This is a genomic window from Bhargavaea cecembensis, from assembly GCF_001619585.1.
Lineage (GTDB): Bacteria > Bacillota > Bacilli > Bacillales_A > Planococcaceae > Bhargavaea > Bhargavaea cecembensis_A.
Genome location: NZ_LQNT01000011.1, coordinates 299,282 through 326,217, shown reverse-complemented (window position 1 = coordinate 326,217; position 26,936 = coordinate 299,282). Strand labels below are relative to the sequence as shown.

At 57.5% G+C, this 26,936-nt stretch carries 31 protein-coding genes; 28 read left to right on the top strand and 3 right to left on the bottom strand.

Going from position 1 to position 26,936, the window contains the following annotated elements; genetic code table 11:
• Window positions 1–17: 17 nt before the first annotated feature.
• A complete protein-coding gene (locus AV656_RS12350) occupies window positions 18–1,586 on the bottom strand; it encodes a phytoene desaturase family protein (RefSeq protein ID WP_082818738.1) in 1,569 nt (522 codons plus the stop codon).
• Between the two features lie 216 nt (window positions 1,587–1,802).
• Between AV656_RS12350 and AV656_RS12345 the strand changes: the two genes are divergently transcribed.
• Window positions 1,803–2,702, top strand: a complete 900-nt coding sequence (locus AV656_RS12345; RefSeq protein ID WP_063182394.1) for a MerR family transcriptional regulator — start codon at window positions 1,803–1,805, stop codon at window positions 2,700–2,702.
• Between the two features lie 76 nt (window positions 2,703–2,778).
• Here the strand turns inward: AV656_RS12345 and AV656_RS12340 are convergent, their stop codons facing one another.
• The gene (locus AV656_RS12340; protein ID WP_063182392.1) at window positions 2,779–3,213 is read right to left on the bottom strand and encodes a YugN family protein; all 435 of its coding nucleotides are present in this window, start codon (window positions 3,211–3,213) and stop codon (window positions 2,779–2,781) included.
• Window positions 3,214–3,364: 151 nt separating this feature from the next.
• Window positions 3,365–4,384: an LLM class flavin-dependent oxidoreductase gene (locus AV656_RS12335; protein WP_063182390.1), complete on the bottom strand. Its 1,020-nt coding sequence runs from the start codon at window positions 4,382–4,384 to the stop codon at window positions 3,365–3,367.
• A gap of 154 nt (window positions 4,385–4,538) precedes the next feature.
• On the opposite strand from AV656_RS12335, the gene AV656_RS12330 reads away from it, so the two are divergent.
• From AV656_RS12330 to AV656_RS12195, 27 genes are all read left to right on the top strand, one after another.
• Window positions 4,539–5,351, top strand: a complete 813-nt coding sequence (locus AV656_RS12330) for a squalene/phytoene synthase family protein (RefSeq protein WP_063182388.1) — start codon at window positions 4,539–4,541, stop codon at window positions 5,349–5,351.
• Between the two features lie 44 nt (window positions 5,352–5,395).
• Entirely contained in the window at window positions 5,396–6,430 is a 1,035-nt protein-coding gene (fni, locus tag AV656_RS12325) for a type 2 isopentenyl-diphosphate Delta-isomerase (RefSeq protein ID WP_063182386.1), read from the top strand.
• Between the two features lie 354 nt (window positions 6,431–6,784).
• A complete protein-coding gene (locus AV656_RS12320; RefSeq protein WP_063182384.1) occupies window positions 6,785–7,273 on the top strand; it encodes a PTS sugar transporter subunit IIA in 489 nt (162 codons plus the stop codon).
• Window positions 7,274–7,302: 29 nt separating this feature from the next.
• Entirely contained in the window at window positions 7,303–8,136 is an 834-nt protein-coding gene (locus AV656_RS12315; RefSeq protein WP_063182381.1) for a PRD domain-containing protein, read from the top strand.
• Window positions 8,137–8,155: 19 nt separating this feature from the next.
• A complete protein-coding gene (gene nagE, locus AV656_RS12310) occupies window positions 8,156–9,607 on the top strand; it encodes an N-acetylglucosamine-specific PTS transporter subunit IIBC (RefSeq protein WP_063182379.1) in 1,452 nt (483 codons plus the stop codon).
• Between the two features lie 27 nt (window positions 9,608–9,634).
• The gene (locus AV656_RS12305; protein WP_063182377.1) at window positions 9,635–9,907 is read left to right on the top strand and encodes an HPr family phosphocarrier protein; all 273 of its coding nucleotides are present in this window, start codon (window positions 9,635–9,637) and stop codon (window positions 9,905–9,907) included.
• A gap of 105 nt (window positions 9,908–10,012) precedes the next feature.
• Complete coding sequence (locus AV656_RS12300) at window positions 10,013–10,384, top strand: PaaI family thioesterase (RefSeq protein WP_063182375.1); 372 nt, start codon at window positions 10,013–10,015, stop codon at window positions 10,382–10,384.
• Between the two features lie 26 nt (window positions 10,385–10,410).
• Window positions 10,411–11,211: an alpha/beta fold hydrolase gene (locus tag AV656_RS12295; RefSeq protein WP_063182373.1), complete on the top strand. Its 801-nt coding sequence runs from the start codon at window positions 10,411–10,413 to the stop codon at window positions 11,209–11,211.
• A gap of 219 nt (window positions 11,212–11,430) precedes the next feature.
• Complete coding sequence (locus tag AV656_RS12285) at window positions 11,431–12,150, top strand: GntR family transcriptional regulator (protein WP_063182369.1); 720 nt, start codon at window positions 11,431–11,433, stop codon at window positions 12,148–12,150.
• A 28-nt stretch (window positions 12,151–12,178) separates the two neighbouring features.
• Complete coding sequence (locus AV656_RS12280) at window positions 12,179–12,733, top strand: dihydrofolate reductase family protein (RefSeq protein WP_063182367.1); 555 nt, start codon at window positions 12,179–12,181, stop codon at window positions 12,731–12,733.
• A gap of 145 nt (window positions 12,734–12,878) precedes the next feature.
• Window positions 12,879–13,301: a phosphonate C-P lyase system protein PhnG gene (gene phnG, locus AV656_RS12275; protein WP_063182365.1), complete on the top strand. Its 423-nt coding sequence runs from the start codon at window positions 12,879–12,881 to the stop codon at window positions 13,299–13,301.
• A gap of 12 nt (window positions 13,302–13,313) precedes the next feature.
• A complete protein-coding gene (gene phnH, locus AV656_RS12270) occupies window positions 13,314–13,922 on the top strand; it encodes a phosphonate C-P lyase system protein PhnH (RefSeq protein WP_063182363.1) in 609 nt (202 codons plus the stop codon).
• Window positions 13,910–15,019, top strand: coding sequence for a carbon-phosphorus lyase complex subunit PhnI (locus tag AV656_RS12265; RefSeq protein WP_063182361.1), 1,110 nt, complete (start codon window positions 13,910–13,912; stop codon window positions 15,017–15,019). The genes phnH and AV656_RS12265 overlap by 13 nt, the downstream gene beginning before the upstream one ends.
• Window positions 15,009–15,875 (top strand): alpha-D-ribose 1-methylphosphonate 5-phosphate C-P-lyase PhnJ, encoded by an 867-nt coding sequence (locus tag AV656_RS12260; RefSeq protein WP_063182359.1) that lies wholly within the window; start codon window positions 15,009–15,011, stop codon window positions 15,873–15,875. Before AV656_RS12265 ends, AV656_RS12260 begins: the two co-directional genes overlap by 11 nt.
• Window positions 15,862–16,710 (top strand): ATP-binding cassette domain-containing protein, encoded by an 849-nt coding sequence (locus AV656_RS12255; protein ID WP_063182356.1) that lies wholly within the window; start codon window positions 15,862–15,864, stop codon window positions 16,708–16,710. The genes AV656_RS12260 and AV656_RS12255 overlap by 14 nt, the downstream gene beginning before the upstream one ends.
• A gap of 14 nt (window positions 16,711–16,724) precedes the next feature.
• On the top strand, window positions 16,725–17,906 hold the full coding sequence (gene phnM, locus AV656_RS12250) for a phosphonate metabolism protein PhnM (RefSeq protein WP_063182354.1): 1,182 nt from the start codon (window positions 16,725–16,727) through the stop codon (window positions 17,904–17,906).
• 15 nt (window positions 17,907–17,921) lie between these two features.
• Window positions 17,922–18,635: a phosphonate C-P lyase system protein PhnL gene (locus AV656_RS12245; protein ID WP_063182352.1), complete on the top strand. Its 714-nt coding sequence runs from the start codon at window positions 17,922–17,924 to the stop codon at window positions 18,633–18,635.
• Window positions 18,632–19,453, top strand: a complete 822-nt coding sequence (locus tag AV656_RS12240; protein WP_063182350.1) for a PHP domain-containing protein — start codon at window positions 18,632–18,634, stop codon at window positions 19,451–19,453. Before AV656_RS12245 ends, AV656_RS12240 begins: the two co-directional genes overlap by 4 nt.
• Before the next feature lie 122 nt (window positions 19,454–19,575).
• Window positions 19,576–20,601: a PhnD/SsuA/transferrin family substrate-binding protein gene (locus tag AV656_RS12235; RefSeq protein ID WP_063182348.1), complete on the top strand. Its 1,026-nt coding sequence runs from the start codon at window positions 19,576–19,578 to the stop codon at window positions 20,599–20,601.
• Between the two features lie 91 nt (window positions 20,602–20,692).
• Window positions 20,693–21,469, top strand: coding sequence for a phosphonate ABC transporter ATP-binding protein (phnC, locus tag AV656_RS12230; protein WP_063182346.1), 777 nt, complete (start codon window positions 20,693–20,695; stop codon window positions 21,467–21,469).
• A gap of 14 nt (window positions 21,470–21,483) precedes the next feature.
• On the top strand, window positions 21,484–22,269 hold the full coding sequence (locus AV656_RS12225) for a phosphate/phosphonate ABC transporter permease (protein WP_063182344.1): 786 nt from the start codon (window positions 21,484–21,486) through the stop codon (window positions 22,267–22,269).
• Window positions 22,270–23,121 (top strand): ABC transporter permease subunit, encoded by an 852-nt coding sequence (locus tag AV656_RS12220; RefSeq protein WP_063182342.1) that lies wholly within the window; start codon window positions 22,270–22,272, stop codon window positions 23,119–23,121.
• A gap of 145 nt (window positions 23,122–23,266) precedes the next feature.
• Entirely contained in the window at window positions 23,267–23,770 is a 504-nt protein-coding gene (locus AV656_RS12215; RefSeq protein WP_063182340.1) for a methylated-DNA--[protein]-cysteine S-methyltransferase, read from the top strand.
• A 395-nt stretch (window positions 23,771–24,165) separates the two neighbouring features.
• Entirely contained in the window at window positions 24,166–25,500 is a 1,335-nt protein-coding gene (gene glnA, locus AV656_RS12210) for a type I glutamate--ammonia ligase (RefSeq protein ID WP_063182338.1), read from the top strand.
• 31 nt (window positions 25,501–25,531) lie between these two features.
• Entirely contained in the window at window positions 25,532–25,831 is a 300-nt protein-coding gene (locus AV656_RS12205) for a rhodanese-like domain-containing protein (protein ID WP_063182336.1), read from the top strand.
• A 58-nt stretch (window positions 25,832–25,889) separates the two neighbouring features.
• Window positions 25,890–26,117, top strand: a complete 228-nt coding sequence (locus tag AV656_RS12200; protein WP_063182334.1) for a hypothetical protein — start codon at window positions 25,890–25,892, stop codon at window positions 26,115–26,117.
• A 27-nt stretch (window positions 26,118–26,144) separates the two neighbouring features.
• On the top strand, window positions 26,145–26,870 hold the full coding sequence (locus AV656_RS12195) for an N-acetylmuramoyl-L-alanine amidase (protein ID WP_063182332.1): 726 nt from the start codon (window positions 26,145–26,147) through the stop codon (window positions 26,868–26,870).
• Window positions 26,871–26,936 lie beyond the last annotated feature (66 nt).

Below are 26,936 nucleotides of genomic sequence, written 5' to 3'. Positions count from 1 at the left end.
CTCCTCCTTGTGGGTGGTCATATGGACGGCACATCCGTTCCGGCTTCCGCCGGATGCGGGGATTCCCGCGCGGCTTCAGGGACGGTGCCCGGGTCATCAAGCATCAGTTCCTCCGTGGCGATTTTGGCCGACAGCAGGACGATCGGAACTCCGGCGCCGGGATGCGTGCTGCTTCCCGTGAAGTAAAGGTTTTCACAGTGTTTGGCCTTGCTCTGCGGTCGGAGATGGTTGCTCTGCGCGAGATTCGGCCGCAGCCCGAAACAGGCCCCATTATAGGCGTTAAACCGTTTCTCGAAATCAGGAGGGGTCATGTAGGATTCGGAAACGATGTGGGTTTCGATGTCGCCGAACTCCGGGATTTCCTTCAGTTTTTCAAAGACGCGGCTGCGGTAATGATCGATCGTTCCCCGGTCCCACTCATAGCTGGAGGCGGAACGGTCGGACACGGGTACGAGGATATACAACCCGTCCTTTCCTTCCGGTGCCATCGAAGGGTCCAGCTTCGACCCGATATAGACGTAGAAGGAGGGGTCGTCCATCCGGTCGCCGGAGAAGATGGCCTCGAGATTGGCGTTCAGGTCCTGGCTAAAGACGAAATTGTGGACGTTGTCGACTTCGTCATATTTCCGGTCCATCCCGAGATACATGAGGAAGCAGGAACAGGAGTATTTCATCTTGTCGATTTTCTTGTCGGTATATTTGCCTTTGGCTGCCGGGTCGAGCACCAGATGCTTCATGGCATAAGGGAAATCCGCGTTGCAGACGACAAAATCCGCACGCATCTCCCGGCCGCCTGTCCGGATGCCCACGGCGCGGCCGTTGCGGATCAGAATGTCTTCCGCGGGGGATTCATAATGGATCTTGCCGCCGAGCTCCAGGAAAAGGCGCTCCATGGCGGATGCCATCGTGTACATGCCCCCTTTGATGAACCAGACACCGTACAGGAATTCAATCATCGGAATCATCGTATAAAGGGAAGGTCCGTTATAGGGGGACACACCTATGTATAATGTTTGGAAGCTGATCATCTGCTTGAGCCGCTCATTCTTGATATACTTTCCGATGAACTTGTCTGCGCTGTCGAAGGTTTTCAGCTTGAGCGCCTGGCGCAGGGTGGACGGGTTGTAGAAGTCGGAAGCATTGCGGAACGGGCGCTGAATAAAGTGGTTTTTTGCCACCGTGAACCGCTCATAGATCTCTTTCAGGTAGGTAAGGAAACCTTCCGCATCTTCTTCGCTGATGGATTCAAGTGTCTTCGTCAGCTCGACAAGATCGGAAGAGATATCGTAACGGTCTTCCGGTCCATTTCCGAAAAAGACGGAATACATCGGATCAAGCCGTTCCATCGGGATGTAATCATCCGGATCCCTGCCTGCCAGCTCGAAAATTTCTCTGTACAGTTCGGGCATCATGACGATGGTGGGGCCCAGGTCGAAGGAGAACCCGTCCTGTTCGACTTTGTGCATCTTGCCGCCGGGAAGGGCTTCCTTCTCATAGATTTCGACCTGGTAGCCGGCGTGCTGCAGGCGGATGGCGCTGGCCAGGCCGGCCACTCCGGCGCCGATGACGATGACATGTTTGCTCATGGTCTTGCTCCTCTCAGGTAAAAGGTCAGAGTTTGGATAGTTGTACAATGTTTTGGTTTAAACTATGTACAACTAAAGCGAAATAATATAAAAAAATCAACGAATTGGCGTTTTGTGTTGTCTTCCCTTGGAGTAAAAGGCCTAAACTTGTATAAGGTTTAGCTGGGGTGATGTATAATGTAGATGAGGAATTCTGACAGTGAAGGAGGCGGCGCAATGAAGGAAACGGAGGGCTATTACATTAAGGACGTTGCACGGATCACCGGCCTTTCCGAACAGGTCATCCGGAAATGGGAAGACCGGTACGGCGTCGTCCGCCCGGTCAGGAAGGGAAACGGATACCGCGTATACGGTGAGGAAGAGATCCGCCGGCTGCTGAAGGTGCAGGCCTTGCGAAAAGAGGGGCATCCGCTGAAGCGGGCTGCGGAACTGGCAATTGCTGAAGAGCGGACCGACGTGCCGCAGGAGCGGGAAAGCGGAGCCGGCCTGTATGTCCGGCAACTGATCGGTCATGGAGAGCAGTGCAAGGAGGCCGAACTGGAGAGGGTTCTCCGGCAGGCGCACAGCGAACTCGGGCTGGCACGTTTTCTGGATAAAGTGGTCATCCCGTTCCTGAAACAGGTCGGCGGCTTGTGGGAGCAGGGAGAATGGGGAGAGTACCAAGAGTCTGTTTCCAGCCTCATTGTCCGTGACCTGCTCGTCAATATCCGGCGGAATGTCAGCCCCGCTCCCGGTGCTCCGCTTATCATCGGCGCCTGTTTCCCGGAGGAGCGGCATGAACTGCCGGTCCATCTCATTTTGCTGAAGGCGATGATGAAGGGATACAGGACGCATCTGGTCGGAGCTTCACCCGCGCCAGGCGCAATCGAGTCGATTGTGCAGCAACTGACGCCTGATGCGGTCCTTTTGTCTGCATCCACCACGGCACCATTCCTCCGTCATCCGGATCTGCTGGAACAGCTCGACCGCTTTGCGGGCAAACATCCGGAGACCCGCTTTTATGCCGGCGGGACGGGGGCCTTGCTTGCTGCGGCAGCCGGAAAGCCGCATCATATCCGCGTGACTGATGATATCGGGCAGGTGATGCGCGACCTGGGTACCAATGCCCCGGCGTGACAACGGAATCATCTTACACTTATAAAAAAGAACCGGCACGGGTTGTACCCATGCCGGTTTCTTTTGTTTTTTGGCGTCAGCCGATATTCCGTTCGTCCAGGAGCGGAAAACTTTCGACAATGCCCTGTACGACCCGCTCGCCTTCTTCTTCCCAATGGGACTTGCGGCGGATCGGGCCATCCTTTTCTTCGGGGCTCTGAAACTGGTTGAGGCCCGTTGTTGCAAGCAGATCATCCCCTTCGTGGTCGAGGCCGACATTGGCTACATGTTTTAGGACAAACGGCTGGCCGAACACGATCTGTGTGTCGGGATCTTCCAGCATGCCGGAGGTGACGTCAAACGGGATTCGGAGATAAATGGTCTCAGGGCCTTCCTTGTATAGGATCCCGTCGAAAATCGCCTCGTCATAATCCCAGTTCCCGCCGAGCGTAAGATTTTTTTCTTGCAGGATCGGATAAATATCGCCAAACCGGGCCTGTTTTCCCTGAAGGTCCGTTTCCAGTTTCAGCATGATTCCACACTCCTTTTCCATTCATTGGGTTTGTACTCTATTCCCCGTATCGCAGGAAATAACCTGAATGAAAATGAGAAAGGGTCCGGAATCCGCCAATTTTCTCACCACGGCCCGGTCTATTTCCCGGGAAATTTGTCGGATGCTACGGTCAGCGCTGCGCAGCTTTCTTAAGTACGGCCATCGAATTTTCTTTGCTTTCCGGACTGAACACAGGGGTGATTGCCATGATTTCATCTGCCCCGTACGTGGATAATTCATCCATTTGGCGGCTGAGAGTTTCTTTAGAACCGATCATATATGTGGCGTAGATGTCCCGGACCTCCTGAATTTCCTTTTCCGTCACAATCTCGGTGAGCGCTTTTGAGGGGTCCGGCAGGCGACCTTGGAGACCGCGGTGGAAGCCGAACTGGACATGGGCCGCACTCCGTGCAATCCATGCCGCTTCATCGTCAGTATCGGCTGCAAATACCCGGGAGGCGACAAGGGCGTACGGCTCCTCTGAAAAGGCGGAAGGGCGGAAACTTTCCCGGTATAGGCGGATCGTTTCCCGCATCTCCTCCCGTTCAGAATTGATGAAACGGGCAAAGGCATACGGCAGGCCGCGCTCGGCGGCAAGCCGGGCGGAGGATGGGCCGGTTCCGAGGATCCAGGGAAGCGGTTTTTGGGAGACAGCGGGGGAGGCCTTCAGATAGCCGCTCATCGGATGGCTTTCCGGAAGATGGTCTTCCAGATATTCAATCAGTTCATCGACCATCTCCGAGAACCGTTCCTTGTTGCGGGGCTTTGCGTCCGTAAGCGCCCTGCCGCCCTGGAGCGCGATGGTCGGCAGGTGCGTACCGCCGGGTGCCTTGCCGACGCCAAGGTCGACACGGCCGGGGGCAAGCGCGCTCATCACCCGGAAATTTTCCGCCACTTTATACGGTGCATAGTGTGTCAGCATGACCCCTCCCGTTCCGACGCGGATCGTCTTTGTCGCCGCCAGCAGGTGTGCTGCAAGAATCTCGGGAGAAGATCCGGCAATTGTGTCGGAACTGTGATGCTCCGACACCCAGAACCGCCGGAAACCGAGTTGTTCTGCAAGGCGCGCGGCCTCCACCGTACCGGCGAACCCCTCCTCCGGGGTCTGCGCTTCCACAAGTTGTGTCTGGTCCAGCATGCTTACTTCCATCTGTGCCGCCTCCTTTCTGCAAATGCTATCGGCCTGATACCAAGTTTTCAATGAATGTACACCGGAGGGGAGGAGTGCGGGCTGTATTTATCGAAAAAATTGAGTTACGATGAAAGGTATATAGTTCACTTTATGAGGAAGGATCGGGATCAAAATGAGTGGGTTTCCAAAAGATGCGATGCGAGTACTGAAAGAAACAAGCCGGACATTTTATATTCCGATTACTTTTCTGCAGAAAGAGCTCAAGGCTTCCGTCGCCTCCGCCTATCTCGTCTTCCGGGCGATCGATGAGATCGAGGATCACGAGGAGCTGGGCAACGACCTCAAGCACTCTCTCCTCATGCAGGTGAGCGAGCTGTTCACACAGCCGTTCGACAACGAGCGCTACCTCGGAATCCTCAGTCCGGTCAGGGAACGGATGCCCGAAGTGACGCTCAGGCTAGCCGACTGGATGGAGGCCTGCCCGGATGATGTGCGGCCGCGTATTGCGGATGCGGCGCGGGAAATGTCCGAGGGCATGGCAAAGTGGGCAAAGGCAGGCTGGAGAATCCGTACCCGGGAAGACTTGGATGATTACACGTACTACGTGGCAGGGCTCGTCGGGGTACTGCTGTCTGATCTCTGGGGACATTATGCGGGTGAGAAAACGGACCGCGAGCTCGCGATCGGCTATGGCCGGGGCCTCCAGGCGGTCAACATCCTGCGCAATGAAAAGGAAGACATGGACGAGCGCGGTGTCCGTTTCGTGCCGGACGGATGGACGCGCGATGACCTGTTCGGCTACGCGGAAGACAATCTCGCGAAGGCGGACCAATATATGAAAGCGCTCAGCACGAAGAGCGTCATCCTGTTCTGCCGCCTGCCGCTGGCCCTTGCCCACAAGACACTCGGCGCGCTGAAGGACGGGCGCGAGAAGATGTCACGGGACGAAGTGGTCCGGACGGTCGAAGAGGTCAGCGTAGACTGACACCTCCGGAACCGGTACAGCAAAGACAGAAGGCGGTGTTGGCGATGGCCGGCTCGATTGAACAGAGAAAGTCCGAACATATCCAGATCACACTAAATGAAAAAGTCACGGGTGATGCGATTACGACCGGTTTTGAGTCGTACACCTTCATCCATAATGCCCTTCCCGAAATCGACTTTGAAGAGATTTCAACACAGACCGAGTTTCTCGGGCACTCCTGCAGGACGCCGTTTCTGATCAGTTCGATGACGGGCGGGACGGCGCTCGCCGAGACCATCAACCGGAATCTGGCAGAGGCGGCCGAGGAACGCGGCTGGGCGCTGGCGCTGGGATCGACAAGGGCGCTCCTCGACAGTGACGGTCATCCGCCCTCGTTTCTTATGCGCCGGTACGCACCAAGCGTGCCGATTATCGCGAACATCGGCGCCGTCCAGTTCAACTACGGATACGGCGTCGATGAATGCAGGCGAATCGTCGAGCTCACAGAGGCCGACATGCTCGTCCTTCACCTGAACAGCATCCAGGAAGTGATCCAGGACGGGGGCGACACGAACTTCAGGGAACTCCTTTGGAAAATCGAGTCGCTCTGCGCGGAGCTCGGTGTTCCGGTCGGGGTCAAGGAAGTCGGCTGGGGCATCGACGGGGAAACAGCCCGGCGGCTGACGGATGCTGGCATCGCGTTCGTCGACGTTGCGGGCGCCGGCGGCACGTCTTGGAGCCAGGTGGAAAAGTTCCGGTCCAAGGATCCGGTGCGCCGTGCTGCGGCAGAGGCGTTCAGTGACTGGGGCATTCCGACTGCCGACTCGGTCCGGATGGTTCGTCCGGAAATCGGCGGCCGGCCGCTTGTCGCAAGCGGCGGCATGAGGACGGGCCTTGACGCCGCAAAAGCGCTGGCGCTCGGCGCGGACTTTGTCGGGTTCGGCCGCTCGATCCTGAAGGAAGCGACACAAAGCACAGAAGACGTGCTGGAGTCGATGGCCGTGCGGGAGATGGAACTGCGCATGGCGATGTTCGGTATCGGCGCGTCGAATCTGCGCGAACTGAAGGATACGACTCGCCTGGTGAGAAAAGGCTTATGACTTCACGTCCCGGCTACGGCCGGGGCGTGTTTTGTTTGCCGGCGGATCATCAACGTTTTGTTGAAGCTAATCTACGTTTCAATGGAGATGGTCAACCATCTCATTTAACATCGTCAATATTTACTCAAAGCCGCCGCGCAATGAGGCGAATTTCCACAAAAAATGTAAACGCTTTATTGATATGTCTACTTATCTATGGTATTCTGAACCCATAAATTCACAGCGGTCTCATGTGACTGATCCGATCAGGCATGGGGGCAAGAGCGGAGCCTGCGGGCTTTCGCTATGCTCCCATGCCTTTTTGCATCAACCGGACCGCGCCAGTGACAAAAACCCGAAAGGTGGAATGTGCGGATGCTATCCAATCTGTTCAAGAAAAAAGACAAGGAAGAAAAAGTCGTGGCTCCGGTTTCGGGTCAGCTCATGCCGATTGACCAAGTGCCTGACCCGGTATTCAGCGGCAAGATGATGGGCGAGGGAATCGCTGTCATGCCGGATTCGGGGAGCGTTGTGGCGCCGGTCGACGGAACGGTCGTGATGGTCGCAGACACGGGCCATGCGATTGGCATTCGTTCGGCCCAGGGAACCGAATACCTGATCCATATCGGATTGGATACGGTCGCGCTCAAAGGGGAAGGGTTCAATGTCCTGGTACGGCAGGATGACAAAGTGACAGCCGGACAGCCATTGATTGAAGCGGACTGGACGTATCTTGGAGAAAACGCCAAAAGCACGGTTACGCCGATTGTCGTGACGAACGGGGAAGGAAAGACGGTCCGGCCGGAAGCCGAAGGCACCTGCACGGCAGGGGAGACATTGGTCCTGACGGTGACCGCCGGCTGACCCGGCTGCCCGAAGGGAGGAGGAGTCCGATGAAAATCAGCAAAATCCTCAATAACAATGCGGTCATTGTCCGTGACAGAGACCGGGAAAAGGTCGTGGTCGGGGCTGGAGTCGCCTTCGGCAAGAAGCGCAATGATCCCGTCCCGGCCGACAAGATCGAGAAGGTGTTCGTCATGACGGAGAACGAGCAGCTCGGCCAGCTGCTCGGGCGGATTCCGGAGGAGCATTTCACGGTGTCGGAAGCGATCATCTCGCGGGCGGAGAAAACGCTTGGAACCAAGCTGAACGAGCACATCCATCTCGTTTTGACAGACCACCTGTCGTTCGCCATCGAACGGACGAAGGACGGCATCCACGTGCACAACAAGCTGCTCGGGGAGATCCGCCTCCTGTACCCGAAGGAGTACGGCATCGGGCTGTGGGGGATCGGCCATATCCGCGATACGCTCGGCGTGGAGATGCCCGTCGACGAGGCAGGGTTTATTGCGCTTCATCTTCATACGATGAAGCCGCACGGCGGCAACCTGAACGACACAATCCGCCAGGCGACGATCGTCCGTGACATGCTGCGCTCGATCCGGGGCTGCCTGCAGACGGAGATCGAAGAGGACGACATCTCCTACCAAAGGCTCGTAACGCATCTTCAGCACTCCGTCGCCAACCTCGGCCGGTATGATGCCCATACACTGGACAAAGAGATGGCGGAGCTGATCCGCTCCCGTTACTCGGAATCCTACCAGTGTGCAAAAGTGATGGCGGCGGAAAGCAGGCGGCTGCACGAAATAGAAATACCGGAGCCGGAGTTGGCATATATTGCACTGCATATCGAAAGGCTCAGGAATCCGGGCAATCAGGGGACATGACGAAAGGGGGAAAATTCACATGAAAAAGTATTTGCAGAGGCTGGGGGGCTCCCTCATGCTTCCGGTCGCGGTCTTGCCGGCTGCGGCCATCCTGATGGGGATCGGCTACTGGATCGACCCTAGCGGCTGGGGATCCGGAAACGTCTTCGCGGCGTTCCTGATCACGGCGGGGGACTCGATCCTAAAAAACATCCCGATTTTGTTCGCGGTCGGTGCCGCAATCGGGCTTTCCAGGGAAAAGGACGGTGCGGCAGCACTGAGCGGCCTGGTCGCCTATCTCGTGGTCACCACCATGCTGTCGACCAATTCCGTAGGGCTTCTGACGCAGACTGACCCGGAAAACGTGGATATGGCATTTGGCCAGATCGGAAACGCATTTATCGGTATTCTTTCAGGGATCATCGCATCCATCATGTACAACCGGTTCAGCCAGGTGAAGCTGCCGGACTTCCTGGCGTTCTTCAGCGGCAAGCGGCTCGTGCCGATCATGTCCGCTGTCGCGATGCTCTTCGCTTCAGCCATCCTGTTCTTCGTCTGGCCGATCGTCTACGGCGGACTTGTTGCGTTTGGCCAGTCGATTCTGGACCTCGGAGCGGCAGGTGCCGGAATCTACGGCTTCTTTAACCGCCTCCTGATTCCGACGGGGCTTCACCACGCGCTCAACGCCGTGTTCTGGTTTGACACGGTCGGCATCAACGACATCGGCAACTTCTGGAGCAGTACAGGCGAACAGGGCATCACAGGCCGCTATCAGGCCGGATTCTTCCCGATCATGATGTTCGGACTCCCGGCAGCGGCGCTCGCGATGTACCACACGGCAAAGACAAAACGCCGCAAGCAGGCGGCCTCGCTTATGCTGGCAGCAGGGTTTGCTTCGTTCTTCACCGGCGTTACCGAGCCGCTTGAGTTCTCGTTCATGTTCCTCGCGCCTGCACTGTACGTCGTACACGCAGCGCTCACGGGGCTGTCGCTCTTTATCGCGGCCTCGTTCCAGTGGACGGCCGGCTTCGGATTCAGTGCCGGGCTTATCGACTTTGTGCTCAGCCTGCGCATTCCGATCGCCAACATGCCGCTCATGCTCCTGGTGCAGGGTCTGTTCTTCGCCCTGATCTATTACTTCCTGTTCCGCTTCCTGATCCAGAAGTATGATCTGAAAACTCCTGGGCGGGAAGACGATGAAATCGTCGAAGAGGAAGCTGAAACCGTAACAGGTGATGACAAGTTCAAGTCGATGGCCGCTAAAATCTACAATGGCCTCGGCGGCAATGACAACATCCGCAGTGTCGACAACTGTGCGACCAGGCTACGGGTCGAAGTGGCCGACATGGACAAAGTCGACCAGCAGAAAATCAAATCCACCGGCGTCCCGGGCATCAATGTCGTCGGCAAGCACAACATACAAGTAATCGTCGGTACGAGCGTGCAGTTTGTAGCCGATGAAGTTAAGAAACTATACAAAAAGAACGGATAATACACGAACCAACGGAGGCGTTTCAAGATGCAAAAGTCATTCAAGATCACAGCACCCGAAGGGCTTCATGCCCGTCCCGCCACTCAGCTTGTCTCGGCGGTCAATTCGCTGGACGCGGACATCCAGCTGATCCACGGCAGCAAGTCGGCCAACCTGAAGTCCATCATGGGCGTCATGGCACAGGCCGTCCCGCACGGCGCGGTCGTAACGGTCACCGCGGAAGGCGCGGAAGCAAAAAAGGCGATTGAAAAGGTGACAGAGGTTTTCGTCTCCCAGTCGCTCGGCGAAGAAACAGAATAAGAACGAAAGCGCTGCGGCAACTGCCGCGGCGCTTTTTTTTAGAAGGGAATGTCCGCACACTTCCCGAAATGGAAGGGGGACAGATGACGAAAGGGGGACAGCAAGATGTGGATCCGGCAGCGTTTTGATGAGTTTCTGGGCTATACATACAACCGATTGTCAGAAGGGGAAGTCGAGGTCCGGCTTGAAGTGAAGGAACTGTACGTGAACAGTGCCGGCGTGATTCATGGCGGCATCATTTCGTCGCTTGCCGACGTGGCGATGTCCAACCTGGTACCTGCCGATGAAAATGGCGTCCAGCAGATGGTCACAGTCGATTTGAACGTGTCATTCCTGAGGGCGGCCAGAGGTAATACACTGCGCGCGGTCGCGCGCCTCGAAAAGGACGGCCGTACACTCGTCCATGCGGTATGCACGGTCTATGACGAGCAGGGGCGCTCTGTCGCCTCGGCCAAGGGGATATTCTGCAGGATTTGAGGGAAAAGGAGTCGTGAGGTGATGGCATGCCCACATTCAAAAACGGAGACATTTCTCTTTATTATGAAGAGCAAGGAAGCGGTGAACCGCTGATCCTGCTGCACGGTCTTACGATGAATCATCTTCACTTCAGCGTGGACATGGCGCGGCTCCGCCGGCACTTTCATGTGATCGCCATGGATGCACGCGGCCACGGGAAATCGGACAAGCCGGAAGCCTATACAATCGATGACCATATCGGAGATGTGCTTGCGCTGATGGACCATCTGGAACTTGATAAAACGGATCTGGTCGGTGTGTCGATGGGAAGCTATATTGCGCAGGGTGTCGCAATCAGGGTACCGGAGCGGGTGGACCGTCTGATTCTGGTATCCACCAAATCCCACGGGACCACATCTTCCTCACAGGCACTGTTCGAGCGCCACGCGGAGGAACTGGAGGGACTGGACTTCCAGGAAAAGATGAACGCCGCCTCGAAGTACATGTTCCGCAACCTGCTGGAAGTCGCCGACACCATGCAAAATGAAGATCTGAACGTGCGGCTGACCCGAGAGCAGCAAAAAGCGGCGAACGAGGCGCTGAATGGATTTGACTTCAGGCCGGAACTCCGCAAAATTCAAGCAAAGACGCTCGTGATCGCGGGAAGCCATGACGGGCTTAACCCGCCTAAGGACGGCCGTGAGACGGCGGCGCTCATACCAGATGCCGTGTTCATGGAATTCCGGGAGTCCGGCCATCTGCCGAACATCGAGGAGCCACGGCTGTTTTACTCTGTCGTGAAGGAGTTCCTGGACGATGACGGAGGCAATCCGCCTAAGGGATGGTGACCGGCGGATGTGAGTTTGAAGAAAAAGCTTCTGAGTTTGAAGATTACACCCCTGAGTTTGAAGAAAACAGTCCTGAGTTTGAAGATTGCAGCCGGTCCTTTCGGAAAAAGACGTTACGAAGCCCCTCCGGCTCCGTAACGTCTTTTCTGGTTTCTGAAAAGCGGACGGTTCAGGTATGATGATGAAAAACAGGATTGTCTGCACGGGGAGCGAAACACGATGGAAATTGAGAAAGACGCATTGATCATAGATGAACTGATCGAATTGCTGGAAAGCGGAAACATCCGGCCGGGTGGGAAGCTCCCGTCCGAAAACAAGCTGGCCGAGCAGTATCGGGTGCCGCGCTATACGGTCCGGAATGCACTGAACCATCTGGAGGAGCGGGGGCTGATTGAATCCGTACAGGGGAAGGGGCGATTTCTTAAGCCCGGACCGGCACGGATCCGGATTCCGCTTAACGGCAGGACGAGCTTCACGGAGAAAATAGAGGAACTCGGCCATTCGCTGGAGACGACGGTCGTTTCATGTGAACCCAGTGATAACGGGGAAGCGGCACGGGTTCTTGCTGCCTCCCGGGACGATACAGTCTGGCGGATCGGCCGGCTGCGCGTAGTGGACGGGGAACCGATTGCGATCCATTACTCCCATGTTCTCGAGTCCCGGTTTCCCGAAATCGGCGACGACGGGCCGGGCATCCGCTCGATGTTCGAGTACTACCGGGAACGGGGCTATGGGGATTTCGGAAGCGGCGAGGCCCTCCTGAGCGTCGTGTTTCCCTCTTCAAGGGAACAGGAGCTGCTCCGCTGCAGCCGTCTCGTCCCTCTCCTCGCCCTGGAGAGCAGCTGCCTGGACGGGCGTTCCGGCGATACGCTGGAATACACCCGGATCCTGTACCGGAGCGACACGTTCAAATACGATATTTCCGATACACAGGAGTAATTGAGCGCAAGGAAAGGAGAGCTGGCCGATGCCCGAACACGGAACGAGAAGGGTCCTCTTGGATCTGGCCGTCTCACTCGACGGATTCATCGAAGGAAAGAACGGCGAAACTGACTGGTGCATCATGGAGCCCGAGATGAAATTTGATGAATTCCTCGACGGGGTCGATACGATCCTCTATGGAAGGAAGAGCTATGACATGTGGGGGCAGTATGCCCCTGAAGAAGACGCCCCCAAAGAAGAAAACGACTTCTGGAAGCAGATCAACAGCAAGGAAAAGATCGTATTCTCTAGAACCAAAAACGGCGATGAGGCGGTTTACGTCCATGATGACATCCCGGGCACGGTCGAACGGCTGAAGGTAACGCCGGGCGGGGACATCTGGCTGTACGGCGGAGCGGGTCTGATTACCACCTTTGTCAACGAAGGGCTCGTGGACGAGTTCAGGCTTTCCGTCCATCCCGTAGTACTCGGCGAAGGCAAGCCGCTGTTCACGGACATCAGAGAGCGGCTGGACCTGAGACTGGCAGGGACCCGCTCGTTCCCGTCGGGCGTGGTCCAGCTGATCTATCATCGGAATTGACCAATACATGCAAGACGGATTTCCGGAAAAACCGGAGGTCTGTCTTTTTTATTGCCCTCACATCTTTACATTTCTTAACACAGCCTTAACCCGCGCTAAGTTGTCGCCAAGTTAGGATGAAGTCAGCAGAGGAGGAGAGTCCGAAATGAAGCGGAGACGCATGACTGAAATCCTGATCGAAGGGAACCCGGAGCTGGCGGACCGGCTCGCATCTGAAATCAGGCATCACTATCCCGTACGTGAACTGGTTGCCCCCCGGCAGGGCCTGACGATGATCAAAATGAGGGAGACCGCCAAACAGTCCCTGTTTTATCTGGGCGAAGTGCTGGTGACGGAAGCTAAGGTCGAGATCGGCGACCATATCGGCGTCGGCATCGTCGCAGGCGTCCGCGAAAAGCTGGCCGGGGATCTGGCGGTGATTGACGCGGCCTGCCGCGCCGGGCTTTCTGAGACGGCCGGTTGGAGCGCAATGCTGGAGGCGGAGGAAATCCGTCTGGCCGACAGGAATCGCAGGGAGCTGGCCGCGCTGGAAAAGACAAAAGTCCAATTCGACACGATGGAAGAGTGAGGGGAGATCGCAATGCAACTCGATTCAGTGCATGACATCCAGAAAGTTTACCGTGAACTGCTGCAGTGCATGGCAAGACCCGGGAAGATCGCTGACATCCGGGAATCGGCGGCGAAGGCGGACTTTGTCCGGGAGTGCCATCCGGCGACGTTCCTCGTGATCCAGACGCTTCTGGACGCGGAAGTCACGTTCCATGTGCTCGGGGATCGTACTGACGCTGTTCGCCGCAAAATTGCGGATTATACGTTTGCCGTACACACTTCTGCTGAAGAAGCGGACTATATCATCGCTCCGAAAGACACGAGTGAGACGGACTTGCTTGAAGCAATGAGCGGCTGCAAGACGGGCACGCTTGAGAACCCGCATCAGTCGGCCACGTGGATCATCGAAACCGGGGCAATAGACGGAACTTCAGAATGGAAGCTGTCCGGCCCCGGCATCCGGGATGAAGAGGAAGCCCCCATTACCCTCAGTGAAGCGTTGGTCAGCACGCGAAACGCGAAAACTCAGGAGTTTCCGACGGGTATCGACCTCATCTTTACGGACAGCGACGGGTGCATCTCCTGCATCCCGCGCACGACGGCCATCACAGCGAAGGAGGAATCGGCATGGGTTATGTAGCGGTCAAAGGCGGGACGGAAGCGATTGAAGCCTCCATCGACCGCCTCAAATATGAGCGTCTCAAGGGCGGCGAGCAGGTGGATGTGTCCGCCATCCTGTCCTCGATGAGACTGCTGATCGACCAGGTCATGTCCGAAGCGAGCCTCTATTCTCCGGAACTTGCAGCACTGGCCATCAAGCAGGCGGAAGGCAGCATGGAAGAAGCGGTGTTCCTTCTTCGGGCACACCGCTCGACACTGCCTCGGCTGTATTACAGCGAGACGGTGGAACCGGAGCGGATGGCGGTGGAGCGACGGATTTCGGCCAGCTTCAAGGACATCCCGGGCGGGCAGCTGCTCGGCGCGACCCATGACTACACGCACCGCCTGATCGACTATTCTCTTCTTGAAGAAGAGGAAGAAGAGCGGAAGCAGTGGCTGGAGCAATATGAAGCGGAACTGTCCGCCCTGGAAGACGCGGCGGGCGACGGCACGTATCCGAAAGTGGTGGAGTACCTGAGGGACGAGGGGCTGTTCGAGACGTTCGAGCCTGACAACGCCGAGCCGGATGATGTCACGAAGAATGTCTTCCAGTTCCCCGCGTCGCGCAGCGAGCGCCTGCAGATCCTGACGCGCGGGCAGACCGGAGCGGTGACGGCACTTGGCTATGCGTCGCTCAGGGGTTACGGCCAGGTCCACCCGACGGTCGGCGAAGTCCGCGTGGGCCAACTGCCCATCACGGTCCCGGCGCACGGCAGCGAGGACGGGGACGATTCGTACTATATCGGATCGGTCCGTGCGACCGAAGTGGAGTCGTTTGTACCGATGCCTGCCAAAGGGCCGGACGGCAAGCAGGAGCTCCGGTTCGAAATCGGCTACGGCATCTGCTATGGACAGAACGAGACGAAGGCGATCGCCATGAGCATCCTGGATCAGTGCCTGGAGCACCCGGGAAGCGATGCCCCGTCCCATGACGAGGAGTTTGTTCTCCTCCATGTAGATACGGTGGAATCGACCGGATTCATCTCCCACCTGAAGATGCCGCACTATGTCACATTCCAGTCCAAGCTGGACAGTGTGCGGAATACGAGGAAAGGAAGGGACGGACATGAAAGCTGAACCGCAATTCGCCTTTCTGGATGAAGGCTCGAAAAAAGAGATCCGCAGAGCGACGCTGAAGGCGGTCGCCATCCCGGGCTACCAGGTGCCGTTCGCCTCGCGCGAGATGCCGATGGCGCGGGGCTGGGGGACGGGCGGCCTGCAGCTCACCTGCTCGCTCGTCGGTAAAGACGACGTGCTGAAAGTAATCGACCAGGGGGCCGATGAATCGGTCAATGCCGTCAGCATCAAGAAGCTGATCCGGGCGACGACGGGCATCCCGGTGACCGAGCGGACCGAGGAAGCGACACTCATCCAGTCCCGCCACCGGATCCCCGAGGTTCCGATGACCAAAGACCAGATCCTCGTCCTTCAGGTTCCGATGCCGGAACCGCTCCGCAAGTATGAGAAAAAAGAATCGATCACGAAGCGGCTTCATGCCGAGAGCGAATACAGCGGCGCGTGGCTCATGCTGTTCGAGCAGATCATGAAATACGGACGGACGACCACGGGCGCCGACCATCCGGTCCTCGTCAACGGCCGGTACGTCATGGCGCCGAGCCCGATTCCCCGGTTCGATAACCAGAAGATGGACCATTCCGAGGCGCTGATCTTGCTCGGAGCCGGGAGAGAGAAGAAAATCTACGCCGTCCCGCCATATACCGAGATCCGCTCCCTCGCCTTTGAGGACCATCCGTTCGAGGGAGAGGACTTTTCCGGAAAGTCCTGCCGCTTCTGCGGCGCGACCGGTGTCTTCCTGGATGAATTGTACAGTGAAGAAACCGACGTAACAGAGTACCAGTGCAACGACACGAGCCACTGCGCGGACCGGCTGGAACGCCAGGGGGAAAAAGAGGTGCAGCATGCAACAATTTGAAGAGCGCCCCCTCCTGAAAGTGGAACACCTGACCAAACAATACGGCCCAGGATGCGTTGAATGCAGCCGGCCAGGAAGGCCCGGACTAAACAAGAACTACTGCCCGTCCTGCGGCACGGTCTACGCCTGCAGCGACGTCTCGCTCGACGTGTACCCGGGTGAGATTCTCGGGATTGTCGGCGAGAGCGGCAGCGGCAAGTCGACCCTGATGCAGTGTCTGTATTTTGACCAGGATGTCACATCCGGCACGCTGACGATCGACGACCCGGAGCTGGCCGGGGAGAACCTGTTCGACGTCTCTTCCCAGCGCAAGCGGTACATCCGCAACCACAAATACGGCATGGTCTACCAGAACCCGGTCAGGGGCCTCCGGATGGACTTTTCCTCCATCAGCAACATCGCGGAAAAACAGATCGCCGCGGGCGGCCGGCATGTCGGGAACATGCAGTCCGCCGGGGAACGGCTTCTCGATGTCGTGAGCATCCCGCTGTTCAGGATGAAGGAAGAGCCGCGGAATTTCTCCGGCGGCATGCAGCAGCGGGTCCAGATTGCCAAGGCCCTCTCAAACGACCCGCCGATCCTGTTCCTCGATGAGGTGACGACAGGACTTGACCTGTCAGTTCAGGCGGCTGTCATCGACCTGATCAAGCAAATCCAGCGCGACCTTGGCATCTCGATGATTGTCGTGTCACACGACTTGGCCGTCATCCGGATGCTCGCCGACCGGACACTCGTCATGCTGAACGGCAGGGTGATTGAATCCGGCCTGACCGACCAGATCCTTGAAGATCCCAATCACGCATATACCCAGCAGCTGGTTTACTCGCTGCTGTAGGGAGGACGAAGAATATGCACATTCTGCATAACGGAAAGATTATTCTGGAAGACCGGATTCTTGAGGGGATGGCAGTGCTCGTCGATGGCGACCGCATCGCCGACATCATCCCGGAGGAGGAAATCGGGCACTGGCCGGACGCGGAACGGCTCGATGCAAACGGCGGGTACATCACGCCAGGTTTTGTGGACATCCATTCCGACTATATCGAGACGATCGCTTCACCGCGTCCGACAAGCATAATGGACTTTAACATGGCCCTGCGGGAGGCCGAGAAGATCCTGATCAACCATGGGATCACAACAATGTTTCATTCCCTGTCCTTCTATAAGGAAGACATGTTCAGCCATAAACCCATCCGGCAGCCGGAAAACGTTCAGCGGCTTGTCGATGCGATCAGTTCGCTTCGTGATGGGCTTCATCTGATCCGTCACCGTCTTCACGCCCGGTTCGAGGTCGACAACATCGGGGAAGTGGACACGCTGATCCAAAACATCCGGGACGGGAAGGTGCATCTCCTGTCGTTCATGGACCATACGCCGGGGCAGGGCCAGTACCGGGACCTCGAGGTGTACCGGAACACCCTGAAGGGATACCGGGACATCTCGGATGATGAAGTGGGTGTCCTGATCGCCGAGCGGACGAGCCGCGAGCAGATGACAATCGAACGAATCCAGGAAGTGGCCGAAATCGCAATCGACCGGGGCATCGCGGTCGCCTCCCATGATGACGACCACGAGGAAAAGCTGGAGCTTGTCCGTTCGTACGGCACGACCATCAGCGAGTTTCCGATCACCCTGGACGTCGCCAAAAAAGCGAATGAAATGGGAATGGCCACGATCGTCGGCGCGCCGAACGTGCTGATGGGCGGCTCGCATTCGGGCAATCTGTCCGCCGCGGAAGCGATCCGGGAAGGCTGCGCGGACATCCTGTGCAGCGACTACTATCCGGCGGCACTCCTGCATTCGATCTTCAAGCTGCACGACGACTGCGGCCTGCCGCTCCACGAAGGATTCGCCAAGGTGACAATCCGGCCGGCGCAGGCCGTCAACATGGAACAGGAAATCGGGTCGGTCTGTCCGGGGAAAAAAGCGGATCTGCTCGTTATCGAGCGGATGGAAGACGGCTATCCGATGCTGTGCGCGACGATGGTCAACGGCGTGGTCGTCACACGGACGAATTACCGGAAAAGCTGAGAGGAGGGGGACAAATTGGTCATGCTCGAAGTGAAAGATTTCGGCAAGCGGTTTACAAGCCATCATCTGAACACGACACGGAAGGCAGTGGAAGGCATCGGCTTCAGCCTGGGACAGGGCGGATTTATCGGCATCGTGGGCAAAAGCGGAAGCGGCAAGTCGACGATCCTGAAAAGCATCTACCGCACCTATCTGCCCGATGAGGGGGAGATATGGTTCGACTCAGAGCGGTTCGGGAGGATCGACCTGCTGAAGGCGGAAGAGCGGCAGATCATCTGGCTGAGAAAGCATGAGATCGGCTACGTCTCGCAGTTCCTGAACGTCATGCCGCGCACGACGGCGAGGGAACTCGTTGAGCAGGCGCTTCTCGGGATGGGCGAGTCGCCCGAGGCCGCAAAGGTCCAGGCCGAGCATTCGCTCCGCCATTTTGACCTTGACGAGCGACTGTGGGACACATTCCCTAACACCTTCTCGGGCGGGGAAAAACTGCGGCTGAATATCGCCATCGCAACAGTGAAGAAGCCGCGTCTCCTGCTCCTGGATGAGCCGACCGCAAGCCTGGATTACCAGTCCAAGCTGAAGGTCCGGGAAGTCATCGAAAAGCTGAAGGCGGACGGCACGACGCTCGTCGGCATCTTCCACGACCTGGAGTTCATGGAAGGACTGTGCGACTGCGTGTATGACATGAACGAAAAAGCCCTTCGCGGGATGCCGGAGGTGCAGCGATGAAAGCGGACCTTCATGTCCACAGCCGGTATTCCGACGGAGCCGACACGGTACGGGAGGTGTTGGAGCGTGCGGTGGACGCAGGCATAACCCACATCAGCTTCGTCGACCATGACACAACAGACGGCCTGGATGAGGCGCTCGCCCTGGGCGGGGAGTACGGGGTGACGGTCATCCCGGGCATCGAGATTTCTGCCTATGACTTCAAACGCAACAGGAAAGTTCACGTGCTGGGATACAACTACAACCGCGAAGCGCGGCACATCAGTGCCCTCTGCCGTCCGTTGCAGGAACGGCGCCACCGGCACACGCTCGGGCAGGCCGGGAAAATCCGTGAAACCGGCCTCTTGCTCGATGAGGAGCAGGTGCTCGCCATGGTTCCGGAGGGCGGCATTGTGTACAAGCAGCACCTGATGGACCTGCTGACGGATGCGCCGTTTGAGTCGGCAGACTACCAACAGCTGTACCGCTCCCTGTTCAAGGACGGAGGGCCGGCCTCGGGAGATATCCGATACATCGACGCGTTCGATGCCGTTCGTGCCATCAAAGAAGATGGCGGATTCGCAGTTATTGCCCATCCCGGACAGCTGGACTCCTATGAGCTGATTCCTGAACTTGCAGCGGTCGGTCTGGACGGCATCGAGCGCCATCATCCGGATCATACTGCGGAGGACCATGAACGGGTCTACGGACTGGCCGCTGAATACGGCCTGTTCATAACAGGCGGATCCGACTACCACGGCCGGTACGGCACCCCTGTGAATCTGGGGGAATTCACCAGCCCGGACAACGCGCTGTTAATGTCTTGTAAACATTCTTAAAACAGTCTAAAGAAGCGGGACAACCCATAGCCCTGGGGTCAGGTTACGTGCTTCAATGTAACTGAACCACGCAGGACATGCAGAATGAAAAAGCCAAAACACCAGGAAAAGGGGATCGAATGATGAAAAAACGATTCGGGCTGCTGCTTGCTGCCGCAGCAACTGCCGCACTGTTGGGAGCCTGTTCTGAAAGCGATGCAGAAAGCACTGGCAAGGGAGACGACGTGGTCGACATCGTCTGGTATCCGAATGAATCCGGCAACGACCTGAAGGGCGCCCGTGATGCCATCGGTGAAGCGGTCGGCGAAGCCACCGGAAAAGAAGTCAAACACCACCTGACGACCGACTATGCCATCGCCATCGAAACGATCGTCAACAACAACGCCGAGCTCGCCTTCATGGGGGCGCAGGGCTATATCGAAGCCAGGGAAGCCAATGACGCCATCGAACCGCTGGCTGTTCCGACCGGCCCGTCCGGTACGCTGGATGACGCCAAGTACCATTCCTGGATCGCGGTCGAGAAGGAAAATGCGGATGACTACAAGGACGGAGATGCATACACGATCGACCCGATTGAAGGAAAGTCCTTCTCCTTCGTCTCGAACAGCTCGACTTCCGGCTTTGTCGTTCCTTCCTCCTCGATTCTGAATCACTTTTCCGACAAGGGGCTGAGCGAGGAAGACCTGATGGAAGGCGGCCCGTTCTTTGAACAGGTCCAGTTCGGCGGCTCCCACCAGGGTTCGGCAGTGAATCTCCTTAAGGGGACTGTTGAAGCAGCCGCATTCTGCGACACTTGCGTGGACAACTACGTGGAAGTGGCCGAGGGTGAGGAAAACACGCCTGGTTCGGTCTACCGGGTCAAGGATGGCGCGGCAGAACCGTTCCACACTGTACCGGGAGAAGAGTTTGTGCTCGTCAGCGTGACGCCTGTTCTGAACGCACCGTTTGTCGCCAACACGGAAGTACTGAGCGAGGAAGACTTCAATAAGATCCGTGATGCCTTTACTTCTGATGCAATAGCCGATAATGAAGAAATCTTCGTTCCGGAAGACTCGGAAGCATCCGGTCTCTTCAAGAAGTCCGACGGCGAACGTTTTGCAGAAGTGGAAGACAGCTGGTTCGATCCGATCCGCGAGCTTTCCAACTGAGTTGATGGGTTCCCGGCCCGCCGGAACGGCAAGTTGCCGGCCGGCGGGCCATTCTGCCAAGGCCATCTTAAACAGCAAAGGGGTTTTTTCTGTGCCATTACTGGAAGTGAACGGTCTGACCAAGTCATACCAGCCGGGCAATCCGATACTGAAGGATGTCACGTTTTCCGTTGAAGCAGGAGAGTTTGTAGCGGTGATCGGCCCTTCGGGGGCAGGGAAATCCACCATGCTGCGCTGCCTGAACCGGATGGTCGACATCGGGGAAGGCCAGGTGTTCTTCGACGGCAATGATGTCGGAGCGCAAAACAAGAAGGGCCTCAGGGAAGTCCGTACGAACATCGGCATGGTGTTCCAGCACTACAACCTGGTCCCGAGACTGACCGTCATCGAAAACGTCCTGCACGGGCGCTTCGGATACAAGTCGACCCTTCAGGGAGTTCTCGGGCTGTTCACGGAAGCGGAAAAGCGAAAGGCGTTCGAACTTCTGGAAAAGCTCGGCATCGCCGAACACGCCTACAAGCGTTGCGACCAGCTGAGCGGCGGCCAGCAGCAGCGCGTCGGCATTTGCCGGGCGCTCATCCAGGACCCGAAAATCATCCTCTGTGATGAACCGATCGCCTCGCTCGACCCGAACTCGTCCAAGGTGATCATGGACCACCTGAAATCCATTTCCATCGAGTTCGGCATTACGTGCATCGTCAACCTTCACCAGGTGGACGTGGCGAAGGACTATGCCAACCGGATTATCGGGCTGAAAAAGGGCGAAGTGGTGTTTGACGGCCCGAGCCCGCTGCTCAACCAGCGCTTCACCGATGAAATCTACGGCATGAAAACCGCCGTAGAGACCCGCGAACTGATCACTGTCTGAGGAGCCTGCCCCACATGAATGAAACCGTACTGAAAAAACGAAAATTCCAAATGACAATGCTCTTTCTGGGGGTCATCGTCCTCACCTATCTGTCTGCATGGATCACAGACTATGGCTTCGTCAGCAGTCTGGAGGCAGTTCCCGGGGCGATGGCATGGATCTTCTCCAACCTTCTTGTGGACGGAGAGGCACTCGGCAAGCTTCCGGCCATCATGGAGAAGCTGATCGAGACTGTGTTCATGTCAATTGCCGCCACAACGATTGCAGCGGTTCTGTCGCTGTTCCTCGCAATCATGGGATCCAAGACGACAATGGTGAACCGTGCGCTCGGTGCGGTCTCCCGCTTTGTCGCCTCGCTGTCGAGGAACATTCCGGTCGTGGCCTGGTCGCTCATACTCCTGCTGTCCTTTGGCCAGAACTCGGTAACCGGCTTCCTCGCCCTTTTTGTAGGCACCCTCGGGTTTCTGACCCGGGCCTTTATGGAGACGATCGACGAAGCATCGCTGGGCTCGGTCGAGGCGCTCCGGGCGACCGGCGCCACGTACTGGCAGATTGTCAGCAAGGCCGTCGTGCCGCAGGGCCTCCCGCAGATGGTCAGCTGGGTGCTGTTCATGATCGAGACGAACATCCGCAGCGCCACGCTTGTCGGCATCCTGACAGGCACCGGAATCGGCTATATGTTCGACATGTACTACAAGACGATGAACTATGAGGTGGTCGCACTGATCACGATCACAATCGTGCTGGCGGTCATTCTGATCGAACTCCTCTCGACGAGAATCCGGAAGGTGATCCTGTAAATGCAGCAGATAACCCAACAACCAACCGTCATCCGACGCACAAGGACCGGCAAAATCAATATCCGCTCCGGCAACCGGGTCAGCCTGGTCCTCAGTTCGACACTCTGGACGCTCGGCGCACTGACGGTCCTCGCCTTCTTCTTCTTTGACTACACCGGCTTCCGGCCGCTCCAGGCGATCCCGGAGACCCTCTATAATCTGAAAGCCATGTTCCTTGAGCCGAAGCTCAGCCACTTCGGCTGGGGCGAGGCGGCCATGCAGGTCGCCATCACGCTCGGACTCGGTGCACTTGCCACAGTATTCGGCGCAGTCTTCGCCTTTTTCCTCGCACTGGGCGCTGCGGAAAACCTGAGCGTCCCCTGGCTGTCCAGGTCGATCCGTGTCGTTGTCGCATTCGTGCGCGCGGTGCCGACGGTCCTCTGGGTGCTGATCTTCGCCATCGCAGCAGGGCTCGGCAGCGAGGCGGCCGTTCTCGGGATGCTGTTCCACTCGGTCGCTTATCTCGTGAAGGCATTTTCCGAGGCGTTTGAAGAGGTAGACCCGAAGATTCTTGAGGCGCTCCGGGCGACTGGTGCCGGCTGGTGGCAGACCGTCGTCCACGGCGTACTGCCGTCCACGTTCACTTATCTCCTGTCCTGGACCTTCCTCCGCTTCGAGATCAACTTCTCGGTGGCCGTTGCGATGGGCGCGGCAGCCGGCGCCGGCGGTATCGGATTTGAGCTCTTCATGGCTTCCGGTTTCTACTTCGACCTGCGCGAAGTCGGCATGATCACGTATATGATCCTGGCAGTCGCCATCGTTCTTGAGGTGTTCTCGACTCGCCTCAAAAGCCGCGTTTATTCGGCCGGCTGATGCCGTGCCATCCCTTCTCTTTATGGAGAGGGGATTTTTTCTTGTGACTTCGACAGTCTTTGATTCATTTCCCGGGAAATATGTCGAGGGGTGCCGGTTGAGAAGGTATAATGGGTTCACCAACAGCAAAAGGGGAGGATGAACCATGGAAACAATCCGCTGGTCACAGCTTCAGCAGGGGGACTGGGACCTCATCATCGCCGCGACGGACAAGGGTCTCTGCTGGATCGGTTCGGAAGGGCGCGGCTTCGATGAGCTCGAGGAGTGGGCAGGCGCGCGCCGCCCCGGAGCCGAACTGGTCCGCGACGACGGGGCACTAGATCCGTACAGGAAACAGCTTGGGGAATACTTTGATGGCTCGCGGACCGAATTCGATCTGCCCGTCGACCTCGGCGGCACCCCGTTCCAGCAGAAAGTCTGGCAGGCACTCCGGGACATTCCGTGCGGCAACACCGTGACATACTCCGACATCGCGGAGCGCATCGGGCGCCCGACCGCCGTCCGCGCCGTCGCCGCAGCCATCGGAGCCAACCCGGTGCTCATGCTCGTCCCGTGCCACCGGGTCATCGGCAAAAACGGCAAGCTTACCGGATTCCGTGGAGGACTGGCGATGAAGGAGCGGCTGCTCGCGCTGGAAGCGGGGGAGTAAGCGGACAAAGACAGCGAAAGACCAGGCAAAGCAGTCTAGAGTACAGGCGGAGATCACGAAAGATCAGGCGACTCCGCTGAGAGTCCAAGCGGAGACTACGAAAGACCAGGTGATTTCTTTAATGGACGCTTGTCCGGACTCCATCTCTGTGCTATTCTGATTGCCCGCTCCCTTTCCGCCTTCAGGCAGAATCAGGGAAATAAAACGCTTCCATTTTCATCCTTTTCCCAATTATGGGGAAGGGATTTTATTTTACCTATCATCTGGAAGAAATTATCTCATTTCTTCAATAAAATTCCTCAAATTTTTCTTGCTTATGCCGTTTTCCGACAGTATGATAAAAAAATGTGATGGCCGGGCGCCGTTGCAACACTGAAAAAGGAGAGTGGCTGAATATGGGCAAGTACACACGCGATGATATCTGGAAGTTTGTTGAGGAAGACAATGTGAATTTCATCCGTCTCCAATTCACGGACGTGCTCGGCACGATCAAAAATGTGGAGATCCCGGTCAGCCAGCTCGACAAGGCGCTCGACAACAAGATGATGTTCGACGGCTCTTCGATCGAAGGCTTTGTACGGATCGAAGAGTCCGATATGTATCTGATTCCGGACCTTGACACGTGGATGGTGTTCCCGTGGACGACGGGCAAAGGCAAGGTCGCGCGGCTGATCTGTGACATTTCCAAGGCGGACGGCACGCCGTTCGAGGGAGATCCGCGGAACAACCTGAAGCGCGTCCTGAAAGAGATGGAGGAAATGGGCTTCACCCACTTCAACCTCGGCCCGGAGCCGGAGTTTTTCCTGTTCAAGCTGGATCATAACCTGCAGCCGACGCTTGAGCTGAACGACAACGGCGGCTACTTCGACCTGGCACCGACCGACCTTGGCGAAAACTGCCGCCGGGACATCGTGCTCGAGCTGGAGGAGATGGGCTTCGAGATTGAGGCGTCCCACCACGAAGTGGCACCGGGCCAGCATGAGATCGACTTCAAGTATGCGGACGCACTGGCCGCATGTGACAATATCCAGACGTTCAAACTCGTCGTCAAGACGATCGCACGAAAGCACGGCCTGCATGCGACGTTCATGCCGAAACCGCTGTTTGGTGTCGCGGGCTCCGGCATGCACTGCAACATCTCGCTGTTCAAGGGCGACGAAAACGCGTTCTTCGACGAATCTGGCCAGATGAAGCTGAGCGAGACTGCCTACAAATTCATGGCAGGTGTCCTCGAACATGTGCGCAGCTTCACGGCGGTAACCAACCCGACCGTCAACTCGTACAAGCGGCTCGTGCCGGGCTACGAGGCGCCGAGCTACGTTGCATGGAGCGCTCAGAACCGCAGCCCGCTTGTCCGGATTCCGGCATCGCGCGGCCTCTCCACACGGATCGAAGTACGCTCCGTCGACCCGTCCGCGAACCCGTACCTGGCGCTCGCGGTCATCCTGAAGGCTGGCCTTGACGGCATCAAGCGGGACCTCGACGTCCCGGCGCCGGTCGACCGCAACCTCTATGAGATGACACCGGAGGAATTGGAAGAGGCCGGCATCGGCACACTGCCGACCGACCTCGACCACGCGCTCAACGCGCTCGAATCCGACGAGACGATCCGCGAGGCACTCGGCAGCCATATCTACAAGAATTACATGGACGCCAAGCGCATGGAGTGGGAACAATACCGTATGACCGTCCACCCGTGGGAGCGCGAACAGTACATGAAGATGTACTGATACGCTACAATAAACCGCAGGAGGGATTGCTATGAACGAAATTTCGACCAAAGACCTGGAAGCCCGCCTTGAAGCAGGCGAGCAGCCGGACATGATCGACGTCCGTGAGCACGAAGAAGTCGCCGCCGGCATGATCCCTGGAGCGGTCCACATCCCGCTCATGGAACTGCCCGAGCGGCTCGGAGAACTGGATGAGGACAAGGAATACATCATCATCTGCCGCTCCGGAAACCGCAGCTCGATGGCATGCAACTTCCTTGGCGGAAACGGCTACAACGTCACGAATATGACCGGTGGCATGCTGGCATGGGAAGGCGAAACCATCGCCTGACCGGCTGGACCGGCGCACCTTTTTGGGTGCGCCGGTTTTTCTTATGGATGGGAGTTGGATGGGCGTTCGCACCGGCAATGAGGTGATTCGCGACAGCAACAATAAGATTCGCGTCGGCAAGCCGGAGTTTCGCGACCGCAACAGTGGGATTCGCGCCGGCACCTTGGAGATTCGCGACCGCAACCTGAAATTTCACGCCGGCAACCAAACAATCCGCGCCGGCACCCCAGTGGTTCGCAACCTTGTCTCCAGGTCCAAGCATAGCCGGTCCACCACGGGCGTATGATGGTGAAAAAGGCGGTGACCGTTACGCATGGGGAAGTTTAAAAAGCGGGTAGTGGTTCTTGCATTTATCCTGATCGCGTCAGCGGCGTTCCTGGCGTATGAGACATTGGCGTCGGATCGCGACTTTTTCCTGCCGGAGCCGATGGGCGGGGTGAAGGTCGTGATCGATCCGGGGCACGGCGGACCGGACGGAGGCGCGTCTTCGGGAGACGTCATCGAGGGCGACATCAACCTGGCGATCGCAAAGGAACTGGAGAAACAGCTGAAGAAAAAGGGCGCTACAGTCATCATGACTCGCACGAAGAGCGGGGATGCACTCGCAGAGCGGGAGCCGGGGAAGGATTTCCCGTCCATCCGCGCACGAAAGATGGCAGACCTGAAGCTGAGGGAACAGATTGCGCTTGATGAGGAGCCGGATATGTTCCTGAGTATCCACGGGAATGCGGTTCCGGAGGCAAAGTGGCGCGGAGCACAGGTGTTTTATCATCATGAAGGGCATCCGAGAAGCGAACTGCTGGCAAAGGCTGTGCAGGGCTCGATTGTCGAGAACGTGAAGAACACGGAGCGGGAGGCACTCGCCGTCCGTCAGGTGTATTTGCTGAAAAAAGTACCGACGCCGGCCGTGCTGATCGAGACCGGTTTCCTGAGCAACCCGGAGGAGCGCGACCTGCTGACAGACACGGGCTACCAGAAGAAAATGGCCTCTGCAATCGCGGACGGCGTATCGGACTATCTGTCGCAGGACGTCCAGTGAGCGGTCTGCTCGATTCGGCATTTCCCTGTGGTATACTGTAGGGAGAAATGACCGGATTGGGAGTGT